This is a genomic window from Paenochrobactrum sp. BZR 201-1 (assembly GCF_044987585.2).
Lineage (GTDB): Bacteria > Pseudomonadota > Alphaproteobacteria > Rhizobiales > Rhizobiaceae > Paenochrobactrum > Paenochrobactrum pullorum.
Window position 1 is genome coordinate 18,301 of sequence record NZ_JBJDRZ020000012.1, and the last position, 14,321, is coordinate 32,621.

Annotated in this window: 14 protein-coding genes; 8 read left to right on the plus strand and 6 right to left on the minus strand. The window is 48.4% G+C overall.

Going from position 1 to position 14,321, the window contains the following annotated elements; translation table 11 throughout:
- Nucleotides 1-44 precede the first annotated feature (44 nt).
- The 3 genes from ACI0FR_RS09070 to ACI0FR_RS09080 all read right to left on the minus strand — a co-directional run bounded on the left by ACI0FR_RS09070 (nt 45) and on the right by ACI0FR_RS09080 (nt 2,374).
- Nucleotides 45-872, minus strand: coding sequence for a TrmH family RNA methyltransferase (locus tag ACI0FR_RS09070; protein ID WP_404906074.1), 828 nt, complete (start codon nt 870-872; stop codon nt 45-47).
- 263 nt (nt 873-1,135) lie between these two features.
- Nucleotides 1,136-1,471: an ArsR/SmtB family transcription factor gene (locus ACI0FR_RS09075; RefSeq protein ID WP_343803798.1), complete on the minus strand. Its 336-nt coding sequence runs from the start codon at nt 1,469-1,471 to the stop codon at nt 1,136-1,138.
- Nucleotides 1,472-1,612: 141 nt separating this feature from the next.
- Nucleotides 1,613-2,374: a HugZ family pyridoxamine 5'-phosphate oxidase gene (locus ACI0FR_RS09080; protein WP_404906073.1), complete on the minus strand. Its 762-nt coding sequence runs from the start codon at nt 2,372-2,374 to the stop codon at nt 1,613-1,615.
- Between the two features lie 377 nt (nt 2,375-2,751).
- On the opposite strand from ACI0FR_RS09080, the gene ACI0FR_RS09085 reads away from it, so the two are divergent.
- From ACI0FR_RS09085 to ACI0FR_RS09105, 5 genes are all read left to right on the plus strand, one after another.
- Complete coding sequence (locus ACI0FR_RS09085) at nt 2,752-4,356, plus strand: ABC transporter substrate-binding protein (RefSeq protein ID WP_404906072.1); 1,605 nt, start codon at nt 2,752-2,754, stop codon at nt 4,354-4,356.
- Nucleotides 4,357-4,423: 67 nt separating this feature from the next.
- Nucleotides 4,424-5,431 carry an ABC transporter permease subunit gene (locus ACI0FR_RS09090; RefSeq protein ID WP_374831684.1) on the plus strand — a complete coding sequence of 336 codons (1,008 nt, stop codon included), beginning with the start codon at nt 4,424-4,426 and terminating at the stop codon, nt 5,429-5,431.
- 7 nt (nt 5,432-5,438) lie between these two features.
- On the plus strand, nt 5,439-6,347 hold the full coding sequence (locus ACI0FR_RS09095; protein ID WP_374831686.1) for an ABC transporter permease subunit: 909 nt from the start codon (nt 5,439-5,441) through the stop codon (nt 6,345-6,347).
- 2 nt (nt 6,348-6,349) lie between these two features.
- Complete coding sequence (locus tag ACI0FR_RS09100) at nt 6,350-7,201, plus strand: ABC transporter ATP-binding protein (protein ID WP_404906071.1); 852 nt, start codon at nt 6,350-6,352, stop codon at nt 7,199-7,201.
- Nucleotides 7,198-8,049: a dipeptide ABC transporter ATP-binding protein gene (locus tag ACI0FR_RS09105; RefSeq protein WP_374831690.1), complete on the plus strand. Its 852-nt coding sequence runs from the start codon at nt 7,198-7,200 to the stop codon at nt 8,047-8,049. Before ACI0FR_RS09100 ends, ACI0FR_RS09105 begins: the two co-directional genes overlap by 4 nt.
- A gap of 77 nt (nt 8,050-8,126) precedes the next feature.
- Here ACI0FR_RS09105 and choV read toward each other — a convergent pair whose 3' ends face one another.
- The 3 genes from choV to ACI0FR_RS09120 all read right to left on the minus strand — a co-directional run bounded on the left by choV (nt 8,127) and on the right by ACI0FR_RS09120 (nt 11,011).
- Entirely contained in the window at nt 8,127-9,167 is a 1,041-nt protein-coding gene (choV, locus tag ACI0FR_RS09110) for a choline ABC transporter ATP-binding protein (protein WP_374831692.1), read from the minus strand.
- A 5-nt stretch (nt 9,168-9,172) separates the two neighbouring features.
- Nucleotides 9,173-10,006 (minus strand): choline ABC transporter permease subunit, encoded by an 834-nt coding sequence (choW, locus tag ACI0FR_RS09115; protein WP_374831693.1) that lies wholly within the window; start codon nt 10,004-10,006, stop codon nt 9,173-9,175.
- A 105-nt stretch (nt 10,007-10,111) separates the two neighbouring features.
- Nucleotides 10,112-11,011 (minus strand): choline ABC transporter substrate-binding protein, encoded by a 900-nt coding sequence (locus ACI0FR_RS09120; RefSeq protein WP_374831859.1) that lies wholly within the window; start codon nt 11,009-11,011, stop codon nt 10,112-10,114.
- Between the two features lie 460 nt (nt 11,012-11,471).
- Between ACI0FR_RS09120 and ACI0FR_RS09125 the strand changes: the two genes are divergently transcribed.
- The 3 genes from ACI0FR_RS09125 to ACI0FR_RS09135 all read left to right on the plus strand — a co-directional run bounded on the left by ACI0FR_RS09125 (nt 11,472) and on the right by ACI0FR_RS09135 (nt 14,286).
- A complete protein-coding gene (locus tag ACI0FR_RS09125; protein WP_404906070.1) occupies nt 11,472-12,764 on the plus strand; it encodes a DUF2333 family protein in 1,293 nt (430 codons plus the stop codon).
- Between the two features lie 20 nt (nt 12,765-12,784).
- Nucleotides 12,785-13,747: a small ribosomal subunit Rsm22 family protein gene (locus ACI0FR_RS09130; RefSeq protein ID WP_404906069.1), complete on the plus strand. Its 963-nt coding sequence runs from the start codon at nt 12,785-12,787 to the stop codon at nt 13,745-13,747.
- 308 nt (nt 13,748-14,055) lie between these two features.
- A complete protein-coding gene (locus ACI0FR_RS09135; protein WP_404906068.1) occupies nt 14,056-14,286 on the plus strand; it encodes a hypothetical protein in 231 nt (76 codons plus the stop codon).
- Nucleotides 14,287-14,321 lie beyond the last annotated feature (35 nt).

The following is a 14,321-nucleotide window of genomic DNA, read 5'->3' on the forward strand; positions in this document are numbered from 1 at the left end:
CATGGCGGCTTTTTTGTTTGGTCGTTTTTCGTCAATACATTGTTTTATGATTGTGAAAAACGGCTGCATTGGCTGAGCGCAATGCCGGATGCGGTCGCCACATTCAGGCTGTCGAAATCTTCTGCCATCGGAATGCGCGCAGTTTGTAGCTTTTGCAAAATATAAGGTGGCAAGCCGTCACCTTCAGTGCCAAGCAGAAGTGCCCGACGTTTGACGCGCGGTACTTGATGCATGTTTATGGCTCCGGATGGGCTTAAAGCTAAAATCTCAAAATCGGCGGCAATCAGTGCTTCGATGATTTCATCAATAGTACCGCCCCGTGCATAGGGCGTTTTCAACGCCGCCCCGACTGATACACGAATGGCTTTGCGGTAAAGCGGATCGCAGCTGGTTTGATCCATCAAAATTCCGTCGGCAGCAAAAGCGGCTGCATTGCGAAAAATTGAACCGACATTGTCGTGATTGCTTAAACCGCACATGACCACCACCAAGGCTTCCGGCGGTAATTGTGCAATTAATTGACTATGATAGCTTGGCTGTTTTTGCTTGCCAACAGCCAGAATGCCGCGGTGAACATGAAAACCGGCGATTTTGTCCATGATTTCGGAAGAGACGACATAGATGGGCAGTTCGGTGGGGCAAAGCGCCATTTGTTGCACCATCCCCGAAAGACGATTTTCTAATATCAGCAGCGAGAGGATTTCAAATCGTTCTGAGCGCAAGGCAACATTGAGTACCGATTTGCCTTCAGCGATGAAAAGTCCGTCTCTGCCGACGAGATCTTTTTCCTTGATCGCATGATAAGCAAGCAGCCGCTCATCATCGGCGTTGTCGATATAAATAATATTATGGTCAGGTAAAGAAGTAGTCATTGAGCAACATGTCAGCTGAGAGATAAATTTATTTCCTTCTAGAGCGTGTCGCATTTTATCTTATCCACTGCGCTTACTCTAACAACTTGTTTTTACGCATGTCTTTATCCCAAAACCGGTGCCCACTTTTGGGAGACATGCTTTAGCAGCTGCTGGCCGGTAATTGAACAATATAGTTCAAACTGAAAACCCCGCCATTTGGAAATGGCGGGGATATTAACAGTTCCAATATCTGTCTTTCGCAGATGAAACCGACACCAGCTTCAGGCAAATGCTGCTACACGCTGATGTTCTGGTGCCTGATGGATTCCGGCAAGTGTTGAAAGCATAGTTTCAATATGTGGTGATGAAACCATATAATAGATGGTTTGCGCATCACGGCGCGTTGAAACAAGGTTCATTGCACGCAATTTAGCCAGATGCTGCGACAGCGCCGACTGACTTAAGTTGACTTCTTTCGCCAAAACGCCCACCGACATCTCATTGTGCAAAAGCTTATTGAGAATAAGAAGACGTTTATTATTGGCCAATGCTGTTAAAAAATCAGCAGCATAGTCTACGTGTTGTTCGAGATTATTAAAGTTAATTTGATGCTTCATGCCGCGCTCCACCCCCGTAAGACAACATGATTAATAACTATTTTTATCTCAAAATAAGTAGCGAGGAAAAGTTCAGTTGGCAAGCCTTTCTTGAAATTAAACAAAAACATGATGGGGTTTTCTTGAAATTATCCATCATTATCAAGCATGTAATAGTGAGATTATTTGAGTTTTTGCTGATGAACCATCCAGCGCATTCTTTTCAAACCATACTCTTTCAATGCTGTCTTGAGCGCGCAAATTGAAACCATCGGAATCAATAGCGCTGATCGCCCATGTAGTGGAGGATGTATTGTTTTTGATGTATTTATTGGCAAAAGCGCGAATATTATCTTTGTAATTACTGTTAAGATTTTCCAGATTTTCAGCTTCATCTACTGCGATAGCAGCACTGGTATCCGCATCACATATCAAGTCGGTTGCGGTCAAATTAAAAGCTTTACCAAAACCACCATTGAGACTGGCGCCGTCCACTTGCAACCGAAAGAAACTGAAATCACCTAAATCAACATATAGCGCGCCCTTCGGGTTATGATTGAGATAGCGGATGCGCAAGTGCTGGTAAGTTTCATGTGCTCTGGTGATTTGCACGGCAGTACAATGCAGGGTCATGCGGGCATGCGCCATTGCGTCGCCTTTACCCGGTTCGCCGACCAGTAATGAACAATACGGATTGGCGATAAGGCTGGCTGTGTGCGGCGCGAGCGCTGAAACCAATATGAGCGGCGTGCCGTCATTGTCTGTGGCAAGTGCGACCCGGCTGGCATTGGGGCGTTGCGTGCTGGCCGAGATGCAGGCCAGCGCTGCAAAACGGGCAGTGCGGATCAAGGTTTTGGCGATTTGGATGGCTTGCGGTGTGGTTGGGCGAATGACATCTTTATTTTGTTCAGGATTATTCTGCATTGTTTCCACTGCTTTGTGATTGAGATTTTTGCAGCTTACACATTTTGTTATAAAAGTGGATATTTAAAATCATATTTTAAGTTAGCACTTTTTGTTGGCGGCCCATCATTTTGATTTAGAAAAGATTTTTTGCGGCTCTGATGGAGATGGTTTTTTGATGATATTTTAGCGATAATAAAATGCCTTGAACGCAATTTTCTTTCATACTCATAAAAATTAGAAGAAAAATCTACTAAATCGACTGAAAAATGGTTGATATTGTAATTTAGTTCTACAGACGGAGCTTGCAAAGTTTAGTAGCAAAGGTTTCGATAGGGTTTGATTGCAGCGCAATGGGGGCTCTGCAAACCGACATTTCCGTGGAGGCGGATTTACATATGAAAATTTACAAAAAATTGTTAGCAGCGTCAGCACTTGCAACTATTGCAGGTGTCATCGGGATGACCGGTGCAGCTTCCGCAAAAACATTGGTTTATTGCTCGGAAGCGTCACCAGAGGGATTTGATCCTGCGCCTTATACTACAGGTAATACCTTCGATGCTTCTTCGCATCCGATTTACAATCGTCTGGTAGAATTTGAGCCGGGTGGCACCAAAGTTGTACCGGCATTGGCTGAAAGCTGGGATGTAAGCGAAGACGGCAAGGAATATACTTTCCATTTGCGTAAAGGCGTAAAGTATCAGACCACTGATTTCTTCACACCAAGCCGTGAATTTACTGCTGATGATGTGATTTTCTCTTTTGAACGTCAGCGCGACAAAAACAGTCCTTGGTATGAATATACTGCTGGCATTTCTTATCAGTACTTCGACAGTATGGAAATGACCACCTTGATCGATAAGATTGAGAAGGTTGATGATCACACTGTCAAATTTGTGCTGACACGTCCGGAAGCGCCTTTTATCGCAAACCTCGGCATGGACTTTGCCTCTATTGTCTCTAAAGAATATGCAGACAAGCTTGAAGCTGAAGGCAAAAAAGAAAATCTCAACCAGTTCCCTGTCGGTACCGGCCCTTACACCTTCGTAGCTTACCAGAAAGATGCGGTCATTCGCTATAAAGCGAATCCTGATTTCTGGAAAGGCAAAGAAAAGATCGATGATTTGGTTTTCGCCATCACCATCGATCCGGGTGTACGCATGCAGAAGCTCAAGGCAGGTGAGTGCCACATTGCCCCGTATCCGGCACCAGCTGATATTGATGGCCTGAAAGCCGACAGTAATTTGGTGGTTGACGAACAGGCCGGCTTGAACGTTGCTTATCTGGCTTACAACACCATGGTAGCGCCTTTCGATAAACCGGAAGTACGTCGTGCACTCAATCAGGCTGTCAATAAAGACGCGATTATTGAAGCTGTGTTCCAGGGCACCGGTCAGGTTGCCAAAAACCCGATCCCACCGACAATGTGGAGCTATAACGACACCATTGAAGACGACAAATACGATCCGGAAGCTGCTAAAAAAGTATTGTCAGATGCTGGTCTGACAGAAATGAAGCTTTGGGCAATGCCTGTCAGCCGTCCATATATGCCTAATGCGCGACGTGCAGCTGAACTTATTCAGGCTGATTTGGCGAAAGCAGGCGTTAAGGCAGAAATCGTCTCGATGGAATGGGGTGAATACCTCAAGAAGGCTGCTGAAAAGGACCGCGATGGTGCTGTGATGCTTGGCTGGACAGGTGATAATGGTGATCCGGACAACTTCCTCGGTGCGTTGCTTTCATGCGCTGGTGTTGGTGGCAATAACCGTGCACAGTGGTGTAACGAAGAGTTTGACGCAATTATCAACAAAGCTAAAATAACGGCTGATCAGGAAGAGCGTACCAAGCTTTACGAACAGGCACAGGTGCTGTTCAAAGAGCAGGCTCCGTGGAACACACTCGCTCACTCCACAGTTTATATGCCAATGTCCAAGAAGGTTGTTGGTTATAAGATGAGCCCGCTGGGTGCGCACCGATTTGACGGTGTTGATCTTTCCGAGTAATCCGTAAAGGGGAAATACCGGGCGTTGAACTTTTCAAATAGTTCAGCGCCCGGTTTTCAATTGGACAATGATACGTTTTATTCTTGGCAAGATTTTATATCTTATCCCAACTTTCATCGGCATCACGATTGTCGCATTTGGCTTTGTTCGTGTTTTGCCTGGTGATCCGGTATTGCTGATGGCAGGCGAGCGCGGACTTTCGCCTGAGCGACATGCGCAGCTGTTGGAGCAGTTCGGCTTTCATCGTCCCTTATGGGAACAATATTTAGATTATGTATGGAAGCTTCTGCATGGTGATTTCGGCGCGTCAATCGTGACGAAAGTGCCAGTGCTGAAAGAGTTTTTCACACTTTTTCCTGCAACATTGGAGCTCAGCACCTGCGCCATTCTCCTGGCTGTGTTGATTGGTGTTCCGGCAGGTGTTTTGGCCGCAGTCAAACGCGGATCATGGTTTGACCAAACATCCATGGGCGCGGCTCTCGTTGGTTATTCCATGCCGATTTTCTGGTGGGGCTTGTTGTTGATCATCCTGTTTTCAGGGATTTTGCAATGGACGCCGGTTTCGGGTCGTATTTCGCTGATGTATTATTTCCCGTCGGTCACCGGCTTCATGCTGATTGATAGTCTATTGTCGGGTCAAAAGGGCGCTTTTGCTTCTGCTGCTTCTCATCTTGTTTTGCCAACCATTGTATTGGCGACCATCCCGTTAGCGGTGATTGCCCGTCAAACTCGATCAGCCATGCTGGAAGTGTTGGGCGAGGATTATGTCCGCACAGCCCGTGCCAAAGGTTTGCCGCTGCGTCGTGTTATCGGTCTTCATGCTTTGCGCAATGCGCTGATACCAGTGATCACCACCATTGGTTTGCAGGTTGGTGTGTTGATGGCCGGTGCAATTTTGACCGAAACGATTTTCTCATGGCCTGGTATCGGTAAATGGATGCTCGATTCCATTTCACGCCGTGACTATCCTGTCGTGCAGGGTGGCTTGCTGCTGATTGCGATGATGGTGATGGCTGTAAACTTGATCGTTGACCTTCTCTATGGTCTGATCAATCCGCGTATCCGGCATAAGTGAGGCTGTTATGAGTGAAGTAACTGTTCAGACGGAAACCTCAGATGCGCCATCAACTATGCGCGGTTTGAAGGATTTCTGGTTTTATTTTAGTGTGAACCGCGGTGCGGTGATCGGTCTATTTGTTTTTACGGCAATCATTTTGGTAGCGATTTTCGCGCCATTGGTCGCGCCGCATAATCCGACCGAACAATATCGCGAATTCATGCTGCGCCCGCCATTCTGGCAGGACGGTGGCTTATGGAGCTTTCCGCTCGGCACGGATGCGGTTGGTCGCGATATTCTTTCGCGTTTGATTTATGGTGCACAATATTCACTGCTTGTCGGCTTTGTCATTGTGATTATCGCCATGTGTGTGGGGATTACCATCGGCCTTCTCTCCGGCTTTTTTGGTGGTGTTGTCGATAATACATTCATGCGTATTATGGACGTGATGCTTGCATTCCCGTCTTTGCTGCTGGCGCTGGTGATGGTTGCCATTTTAGGCCCTGGCCTCATCAATGCGGTAATCGCGATTACGCTTGTGTTGTTGCCGCACTTTTCGCGTTTGACGCGTGCGGCTGTGATGGCCGAAAAAGAGCGTGAATATGTCATTGCTGCCAAGCTGGCAGGTGCAAAAAAACTGCGGCTGATGTTCAAAACGATTTTGCCAAACTGCTTGGCACCATTGGTGGTGCAGGCAACTTTGTCCTTTTCCAACGCGATTTTGGACGTGGCAGCACTGGGCTTTTTAGGCATGGGCGCACAGCCGCCTACGCCGGAATGGGGTACTATGTTGGCTGAAGCCCGTGAATTTATTTTGCGCGCTTGGTGGGTGGTTACCTTCCCGGGTCTGGCAATCCTGATTACGGTGCTGGCAATCAATCTGATCGGTGACGGCTTGCGTGATGCGCTTGATCCGAAGCTGAAAAGGAGCTGATGATGGCTCTGTTAGATATTAAAAACTTAACCGTTTCATTTGAAACATCTTCCGGCCCGTTTCGTGCTGTTGATGGTATCGATATTACGGTTGATAAAGGTGAAGTGCTGGCGATTGTCGGTGAATCCGGCTCCGGTAAATCGGTTGGTATGCTGGCGGTGATGGGCTTGTTGCCAAAAACTGCCACAGTAACCGCCGATAAAATGGAGTTTGAAGGCCGCAATCTTTTGAAGCTGAGCGACAGCGAGCGCCGTGCCATTATCGGTCGTGAAATTTCGATGATCTTTCAAGAGCCGATTGCAAGTCTTAACCCTTGCTTCACCGTAGGTTTCCAGTTGCAGGAAGTGTTGCGTCAGCATATGGGCATGAATAAAGCCGCTGCCCGTGCACGTTCGATTGAACTGCTGGAACTCGTTGGTATTCGTGATGCGGGGGATCGTCTTGGCAGCTATCCGCACCAGATGTCAGGCGGACAATGCCAGCGTGTGATGATTGCGATTGCGATTGCTTGCAACCCGAAACTGCTGATTGCCGATGAACCAACCACCGCGCTGGATGTGACCATTCAGAAGCAGATCCTTGACCTGCTGATGCGGTTGCAGACCGAGCACGGCATGGGGCTGATTATGATCACCCATGATATGGGTGTCGTGGCGGAAACTGCTGATCGTGTGATCGTTCAATATAAAGGGCACAAGATGGAAGATGCGGATGTGCTCTCGCTGTTTACAGCGCCAAAGAGTGCCTATACCCGCGCACTTCTTTCTGCATTGCCGGAAAACGCAACAGGCGACCGTTTGCCGACTGTTTCGGATTTCGTTTTTGATGCACCGCGCGCAGGAGGTGCGGCATGAGTGAAGTTGTTTTAGAAGCACGCGACATTGTGCGTGACTATCATGTGTCGGGCGGCATGTTCGGCAAGGCTAAAACCGTTCATGCGGTCAAGGAGGTCAATTTCACCGTAGAAAAGGGTAAAACCCTTGCAATCGTTGGTGAGAGTGGTTGCGGGAAATCAACGCTTGCCCGTATCCTGACCCTTATTGATCCGCAAACCTCCGGCACATTGCTGATTGACGGCAAGGATGTGAATATTGCACGCGATGGCCTCACTGCCGAAATGCGCCAGAAGGTGCAGATCGTGTTTCAAAATCCATATGGATCGCTCAATCCGCGCCAGAAAATCGGTGATGTATTGGCTGAGCCTCTGCTGCTCAATACTAAAATGAGCGCAGCCGAACGTCGTGAAAAAGCGATGGAAATGTTGCTGAAAGTCGGTTTGGGGCGTGAGCACTTCAACCGCTATCCGCATATGTTTTCAGGTGGTCAGCGCCAGCGTATCGCGATTGCCCGTGCTTTGATGCTGAGCCCAAGCTTGCTTGTGCTGGATGAGCCGGTATCAGCACTTGATCTTTCCGTGCAGGCGCAGGTTCTCAACCTGCTTTCTGATTTGCAGGAAGAGTTCAATCTGACTTATGTTTTCATCAGTCATGATCTTTCAGTGGTGCGCTATATCGCTGATGATGTGATGGTGATGTATTTCGGTGAAGTAGTTGAATATGGCTCACGTGACGACGTGTTCAACAATCCGCAGCATGACTACACCAAGAAGCTGTTTTCCGCGACGCCGCGTGCGGATGTGGAAACTATCAAAGCGCGTGTGGCTGCTCGCGCCAGAGCCCGCGCTTTGGCTGCTTCTGCGTAATATTCATTGTGTTGGAATTAAAAAAACCGCCGGATTGCTCCGGCGGTTTTTTTATATGCTGAAATCAGAAATTGATTTTATGATTGCTGATGCCATGCAAGAGCGCGGACAATCTCGTCTGAAGAGATTTTGCCCAAAATCTTGCCATTATCGACAATGCCGACATCCCCGCCGTTTTGTGCAATCGCATTCATCAGATCACGAACCGGTGTTGCTGGTCTCGCTGTTGCGGCAAAAGGACGGGCAGGACTGTTGCGATCAAGCGGCGACATGATGTCGGCAGCCCGCAACACGCCAAGCGGGTTCATGTGGGTGACAAAATCCGCTACATATTGGCTCGCCGGATTGAGCAGAATATCCTGTGGTGTGCCGCATTGGACGATACGCCCGCCATCCATAATGGCAATGCGATTGCCGAGTTTCATTGCTTCGTCCAGATCGTGGCTGACAAAGACAATGGTCTTTTTCAAACGCGATTGCAGCAGCAGCAATTCATCCTGAAGGCGTGTGCGGATCAGTGGATCAAGGGCAGAAAACGGCTCATCCATCAGCAAAATCGGGGCGCCCGTTGCAAAGGCGCGTGCCAATCCCACACGCTGCTGCATACCGCCCGACAATTCACCGACCTTGTGACTTGCCCAGTCTTGCAGGCCGACAAGCTCCAGTTGTTCGTGCGCTAGAGCCAGACGTTCTGCTTTCTTGATGCCGTTGATTTCGAGGCCGAAAGCTACATTTTCAACCACCGTGCGCCAAGGCAGCAGGCTAAACTGCTGGAAAACCATCGAGACGATTTCAGTGCGCAGATGCCGCAAGGTTTTGCGATCAGCATTGACCACATCAATAGGTCCGTTTTTGCCTTGCAGTGAAACATGGCCGCGTGCCACCGGTATCAACCGGTTGATCGCACGTAAAAGCGTGGACTTGCCCGAACCGGACAAGCCCATCAGCACCAGCATTTCACCTTCGGCAATTTGCAAATCACAATTGTGAACACCCAAAACCTGAGTGGTCGCGGTTTGAATTTCTGCTCTGGACAGACCTTCATCGGCAAGGCTCAGAACCTTTTGCGGCTGTTTGCCAAACACGATAGAAACATCGTTCAGGTCTATCATGCTCATTATTTTTATTCCTTCACCGAGCGGAAAATCCGGTCAAGCACGATGGCTACCACAACGATCACCAGTCCTGCTTCAAAACCGAGTGCGGTGTTGACGGAGTTGAGTGCGCGTACCACAGGTACACCCAAGCCGTCAGCGCCAACGAGTGCAGCAATCACAACCATCGACAAAGAAAGCATGATGGTTTGCGTCAACCCGACCAGAATTTGCGGCATGGCGTATGGCAGTTCAATTTTCCACAGCAATTGACGTCTTGTGGCACCAAAGGCTTCACCGGCTTCAATCAGATGCTCCGGTGTGGATGAAATGCCTAAATGGGTGAGGCGGATCGGGGCAGGCAGCACAAAAATGGCTGTTGCCAACAGACCCGGAACCATGCCGATACCGAAAAATACAATCGCCGGAATGAGATAGACGAAGGTCGGCAATGTCTGCATCAGATCAAGCACAGGGCGCATGAACGCATAGAGTGTCGGGCGATGCGCGGCAGCAATGCCCAGTGGCACCCCGATGGCCATGCATAAGAAACAGGCTGAGAGCACAAGGGTGAGCGTCTCCAAGGTCTGATCCCAATAGCCTTGATTGAGAATGAAAAGAAAGCCAAGCACGGTCAGTACTGCAACGCTGATGCGGCGTTGCAGCCCCCATGCGATGACTGCAAAAATGGCAATCAGAATGAACGGATGCGGTGCTTTGAGTGCAAAAAGCAAACCATCAATCAGCGTTTGCATCACTGCTGCAAGTGCATCAAACAAACCGCCCAGATTATTTGTGAGCCAGTCTACGATTGTTTTGGCGGTGCGACCCACCGGAATTTTATTGTCCGTCAGCCAGTCCAACGAAATGTCTCCTGCTGCGTTTTTATGAAAATAAAGCTTAAACGATAATTGAAAACGGCGGGGTTAAAGCAAAAATGCACCCCGCCTGCAATCCTATAATTGAACTCAGAGGCCGAAGGCAGCTTTTGCAGCTTCCAAACCATCTTTGCCGTCAACAGTGGTGACGCCATCAAGCCATTTGTCGAGGACAACCGGATTGGCTTTAATCCATGCTTTGGCAGCCTTGGCAGGTTCTTCGCCATCATCAAGGATTTTGCCCATGATCTGGTTTTCCATATCAAGCTGGAATTCCAGATTAGTGAGGAACTTGCCAACATTCGGGCACTCTTGTGCGTAACCTGCACGGATATTGGTTTCAACGGTTGCGCCGCCTAAGTCGGGACCGAAGAAATCATCGCCGCCGGTGAGGTAAACCATATCGAAATTGCTATTCATCGGATGCGGTTCCCATCCAAGGAAAACAATCGGCTTTTTGGCTTTGATGTTTTTGGCAACCTGCGCCAGCATGCCTTGCTCGGATGATTCTGCCAGTGAGAAGGATTTTAGATCAAATGCGTCTTTTTCGATCATATCCAGAATGAGACGGTTGCCGTCATTACCGGGTTCAATCCCGTAAATCTTGCCGTCGAGCTGGTCTTTAAACTTGGCGATATCTGAAAAGTCTTTCAGTCCGGCATCATAGGCAAATTGCGGCACGGCCAAGGTATATTTGGCACCGGTCAAATTAACGCGCAGGGTTTCAACGGTTTTATCATCAAGATAAGGCTGCAAATCTGCGGTCATTGACGGATTCCAGTAGCCCAAAAACACATCAATGTCTTTTTTGCTCAAAGACGCATAGGTGACCGGCACGGATAAAACCTTAACGTCAGGCTTATAGCCCAGGCTTTTTAGAATTTCGGTTGTAACTGCTGTGGTGGAGGTAATATCTGTCCAACCCACATCAGAAAAACGTATGGTCGAGCAACTGGCCGGTTCTGCTGCAAGTGCTGCGCTGGCAGGCATCAGGCTGGTAAAGGCGATTGCGCACAGGCCGAGCGACACTGCATAGTCAGTTACGGATTTCATTGTTAATCTCTCCATTGTCCGGTTTTTTCAATTTAATTTTTCCGGTTCCGTTTGTTTAGCAAATAACAGATGAATTGCTTTAGTTCTACGAGGGATTTGACCCCTAAACGGAAATGTTCCTGTTTTACACGCAGAAATAACGCGCGCTCAAAACAGATGGATTGCCTTAGGTTGCAAGGGTGCAACTATATTATTGGCTTGCGAAAACAGGGGCGATGTTACGGATTAAGCGCGCAATCGCAAGTTTTTATTAAAAAAACATTTGTTTTGCCGGTTATTTTGATAGCGATGCTTGTTGAAAACGGATTTAGTTTCTATTTCAATTGCGTGTAGAGATATAGTGATAAACGCATAATCGTAACATTATTAGGTGTTTGGCAAGTCCGCCTTGCCGTGCATGTTAGAGGGAAGAAGCAGTATGTGGAATGGTATTGTCGGCGTCGTTTCTTTCATCTGGCGCTTGCTGGCAGCAATTGGACGGGTGATTGCCGTCCCGCTTGGTGCGCTGTGGCGCATTTATTTGCGTCTTGGCTTGTTGTGGAAGGCTGGCATCGGCGTTGTCGTGCTTGGCACAGTTTTTCTCTACGGCTATTTTATCTGGCAGACACAAGCCTGGACGAATTTTGATCCGGATTATCCGGCGAAATATACCTATCAGACTGCGAGTACCCCAGGTGAGAAGATCAGTAATACGATTACTCCCTTGATCCAGCCTGCACCTGAAACACCGGTTACTGAATCAGTTAAACCGGAAGAAGGTGCAGATGCCAGAGCTGAAACATCTACAGAAACCGTGCCTACCGATACGGCTGATGAGCTAAAGCCTGAAACACCAAGCATGCCGATGCAGGCTGCCGCTTTGCCTGTTGGTGATAAAGCTTGCGCAATTTCCGCAATTGCTGAGGTGACTGCTGATCTGACCGACTTCAACGTCAATCAGAATGCATGGATTTCTTCGATGGTGCTTTATAAGGCCGGCTTCTTTGGTCTTGATTGGGACAGAACACCATTTCTCGATAATAAAGCATCATTCCAGCGTGGCATTAACGCAGCCGTACGTCGTACAACGGTTGAGCTTGTTGATAATTTAGGTCGCTTGCGTGGCACATCTCAGGTGGACGGAGATCTGCAAAAAGCGCGCGGCAATATGCAATTTGCGGAAGATTCATGGTATTTCGGCTTGAGCCCGTTTGGCCCGAAAACGCCAACGCCAAGCTATTACCGTTCTGCGATCAAAGATATCCGCAATTTTAACAAGCGATTGGAAAATTGTGAAGCCGTGTTTGATGCGCGTGCCGATAATCTGATCCAATATATTGACCGTATCGCCAATGATCTGGGTTCGACTTCGGCGATCTTGAAAGACCGCGCCGAAAATTATCATGCCGGTTGGTTTGATACCCGCGCCGATGACCGTTTCTGGTTCGCTTATGGTCAGCTTTATGCCTACTATGGTTTGTTGCGAGCAGCGCATTCCGATTTCCGCTCTGTTCTGTCGGAAAAGCATCTCGACAGCATCTGGGATTCGATGGAAAAACAGGTGCGTGATGCCTTGGATATGCAGCCGACTATTGTTTCCAATGGCCGTCAGGATGCTTGGTTTACCCCGTCGCATCTGACCACAATGGGCTTTTACATTTTGCGCGTTCGTTCCAATCTGGTGGATATCAGACAGGTTCTGGAACGCTGATTTTAAGGTGATTTAGTTTTATGGAACTACCGGCACGATTACGTCAGGGGGTAGATAACCTCTTGACCGGTATTTCGTTGGCCGATTTGCAACGTGCTTCCGACATTTTATCCAAGCGCTACCGCGCCGAGACGCGTGACGGAAGGCTGCATTTATCGGACGAGTTAGCAGCTTATGCCTATCTGGCAGCGCGTTTGCCTGCCACCTATGCGGCGGTTTTTTCCAGCTTTGATTATGCGGCAGAGTTGCGCCCAGATTTCAGCCCGAAGTCGCTTTTGGATGTGGGGGCGGGGCCTGGCACTGTTTTATGGGCTGCATCACAATGCTGGCCAGAATTGCGCCAAGCTACATTGATGGAAGCAAGCAGTGCCATTCGTGCGGTGGGCTCCAAACTCTCCGATGAAGCGGGTTTGGATAAAGTCGATTGGGTGGCGCGTGATATTGTCAAAGAGCGCGCCGCATTGCCAAAGGCAGATCTCGTCACATTGGCTTATGTACTGGATGAGTTGTCTGGCGTTGAGCGTGCCGATCTGATTAGCCGTCTATGGGCCGCATGTGAGAATATGCTGGTGCTCATTGAGCCGGGCACACCGGCTGGCTGGCAGCGGATTATGGATGCGCGTCAGCAATTGATCGGGGCAGGGGCTTTTATTGTGGCGCCATGTCCGCATCAATTGACTTGCGCGATTGATGGTTCTGATTGGTGTCACTTTTCCAGACGTGTGGCGCGTTCGAAATTGCATCGCCTGACCAAACAAGCTGATGTGCCGTGGGAAGATGAGAAATATATTTACCTGGCCGTTTCCCGCTTTGAGGGGAAGCGGGCAGAAAACCGTGTGTTGGCACCGGTTAAAACCAGTAGTGGTAAAGCCGAACTCAAGCTCTGCCGCAATGATGGTGCGATTGCTCAGCAAATCATCACCAAACGCGACGGTGATTTGTTTAAAAAAGCCCGTCGTGCGGATTGGGGTGATGCATTGTAAATACGGGTTGTATTTTTTCAGCTCAGATTGTACGAATTTTTTATAAGGGACTTCAAAGGTTTAAGGATCATGTTTGAAAAAAATACAACCTGTTAGAAATATGGGTTGCAATGGAATACAACCTGTAGTAGTTACTTGGCATACTTAATTTATATTACACGTAATCATTGCTTTTAAGGCGTTGCTTTTTTAATGCCAACAGCGCCTTAACATACAGGCAGCAGCATTCGGGAATTCGCGGCCTGATTTGCTCAACCTATGAGCTTTAATATGGTCCGGTCTGTTTATACAGGCCGGACTTTTTTTATATGACGTTAATTGGCTGCAGTGTAGGCTTATCAGGTGCTGTGCCGTTTTTGTTTGTTAAGTGTTGGCTTTATAGAGAAGCACAGGGAGAGGGAACACTGTCATTATTGACAGGCAAGTTAATTTTCTTTTTTTCCCGCATTTTTGCAGTTGCCTTCATGCGCCGGCAGCGCTATCAACTAGGTATGAACAAGTCGCACATCCTGATGAATGGTTGGTGGTGGGTCCGTTAACAGCGGCCATAGAAACACTTGTGCATAAGCGAAAG

What these genes read in the sequence shown, in the direction of transcription:
- ACI0FR_RS09070 (WP_404906074.1), bottom strand. Translation starts at nt 872, where the DNA reads ATGACTACTTCTTTACCTGACCATAATATTATTTATATCGACAACGCC.
- ACI0FR_RS09075 (WP_343803798.1), bottom strand. Translation starts at nt 1,471, where the DNA reads ATGAAGCATCAAATTAACTTTAATAATCTCGAACAACACGTAGACTAT.
- ACI0FR_RS09080 (WP_404906073.1), bottom strand. Translation starts at nt 2,374, where the DNA reads ATGCAGAATAATCCTGAACAAAATAAAGATGTCATTCGCCCAACCACA.
- ACI0FR_RS09085 (WP_404906072.1), top strand. Translation starts at nt 2,752, where the DNA reads ATGAAAATTTACAAAAAATTGTTAGCAGCGTCAGCACTTGCAACTATT.
- ACI0FR_RS09090 (WP_374831684.1), top strand. Translation starts at nt 4,424, where the DNA reads ATGATACGTTTTATTCTTGGCAAGATTTTATATCTTATCCCAACTTTC.
- ACI0FR_RS09095 (WP_374831686.1), top strand. Translation starts at nt 5,439, where the DNA reads ATGAGTGAAGTAACTGTTCAGACGGAAACCTCAGATGCGCCATCAACT.
- ACI0FR_RS09100 (WP_404906071.1), top strand. Translation starts at nt 6,350, where the DNA reads ATGGCTCTGTTAGATATTAAAAACTTAACCGTTTCATTTGAAACATCT.
- ACI0FR_RS09105 (WP_374831690.1), top strand. Translation starts at nt 7,198, where the DNA reads ATGAGTGAAGTTGTTTTAGAAGCACGCGACATTGTGCGTGACTATCAT.
- choV (WP_374831692.1), bottom strand. Translation starts at nt 9,167, where the DNA reads ATGAGCATGATAGACCTGAACGATGTTTCTATCGTGTTTGGCAAACAG.
- ACI0FR_RS09120 (WP_374831859.1), bottom strand. Translation starts at nt 11,011, where the DNA reads ATGCCTGCCAGCGCAGCACTTGCAGCAGAACCGGCCAGTTGCTCGACC.
- ACI0FR_RS09125 (WP_404906070.1), top strand. Translation starts at nt 11,472, where the DNA reads ATGTTAGAGGGAAGAAGCAGTATGTGGAATGGTATTGTCGGCGTCGTT.
- ACI0FR_RS09130 (WP_404906069.1), top strand. Translation starts at nt 12,785, where the DNA reads ATGGAACTACCGGCACGATTACGTCAGGGGGTAGATAACCTCTTGACC.
- ACI0FR_RS09135 (WP_404906068.1), top strand. Translation starts at nt 14,056, where the DNA reads ATGACGTTAATTGGCTGCAGTGTAGGCTTATCAGGTGCTGTGCCGTTT.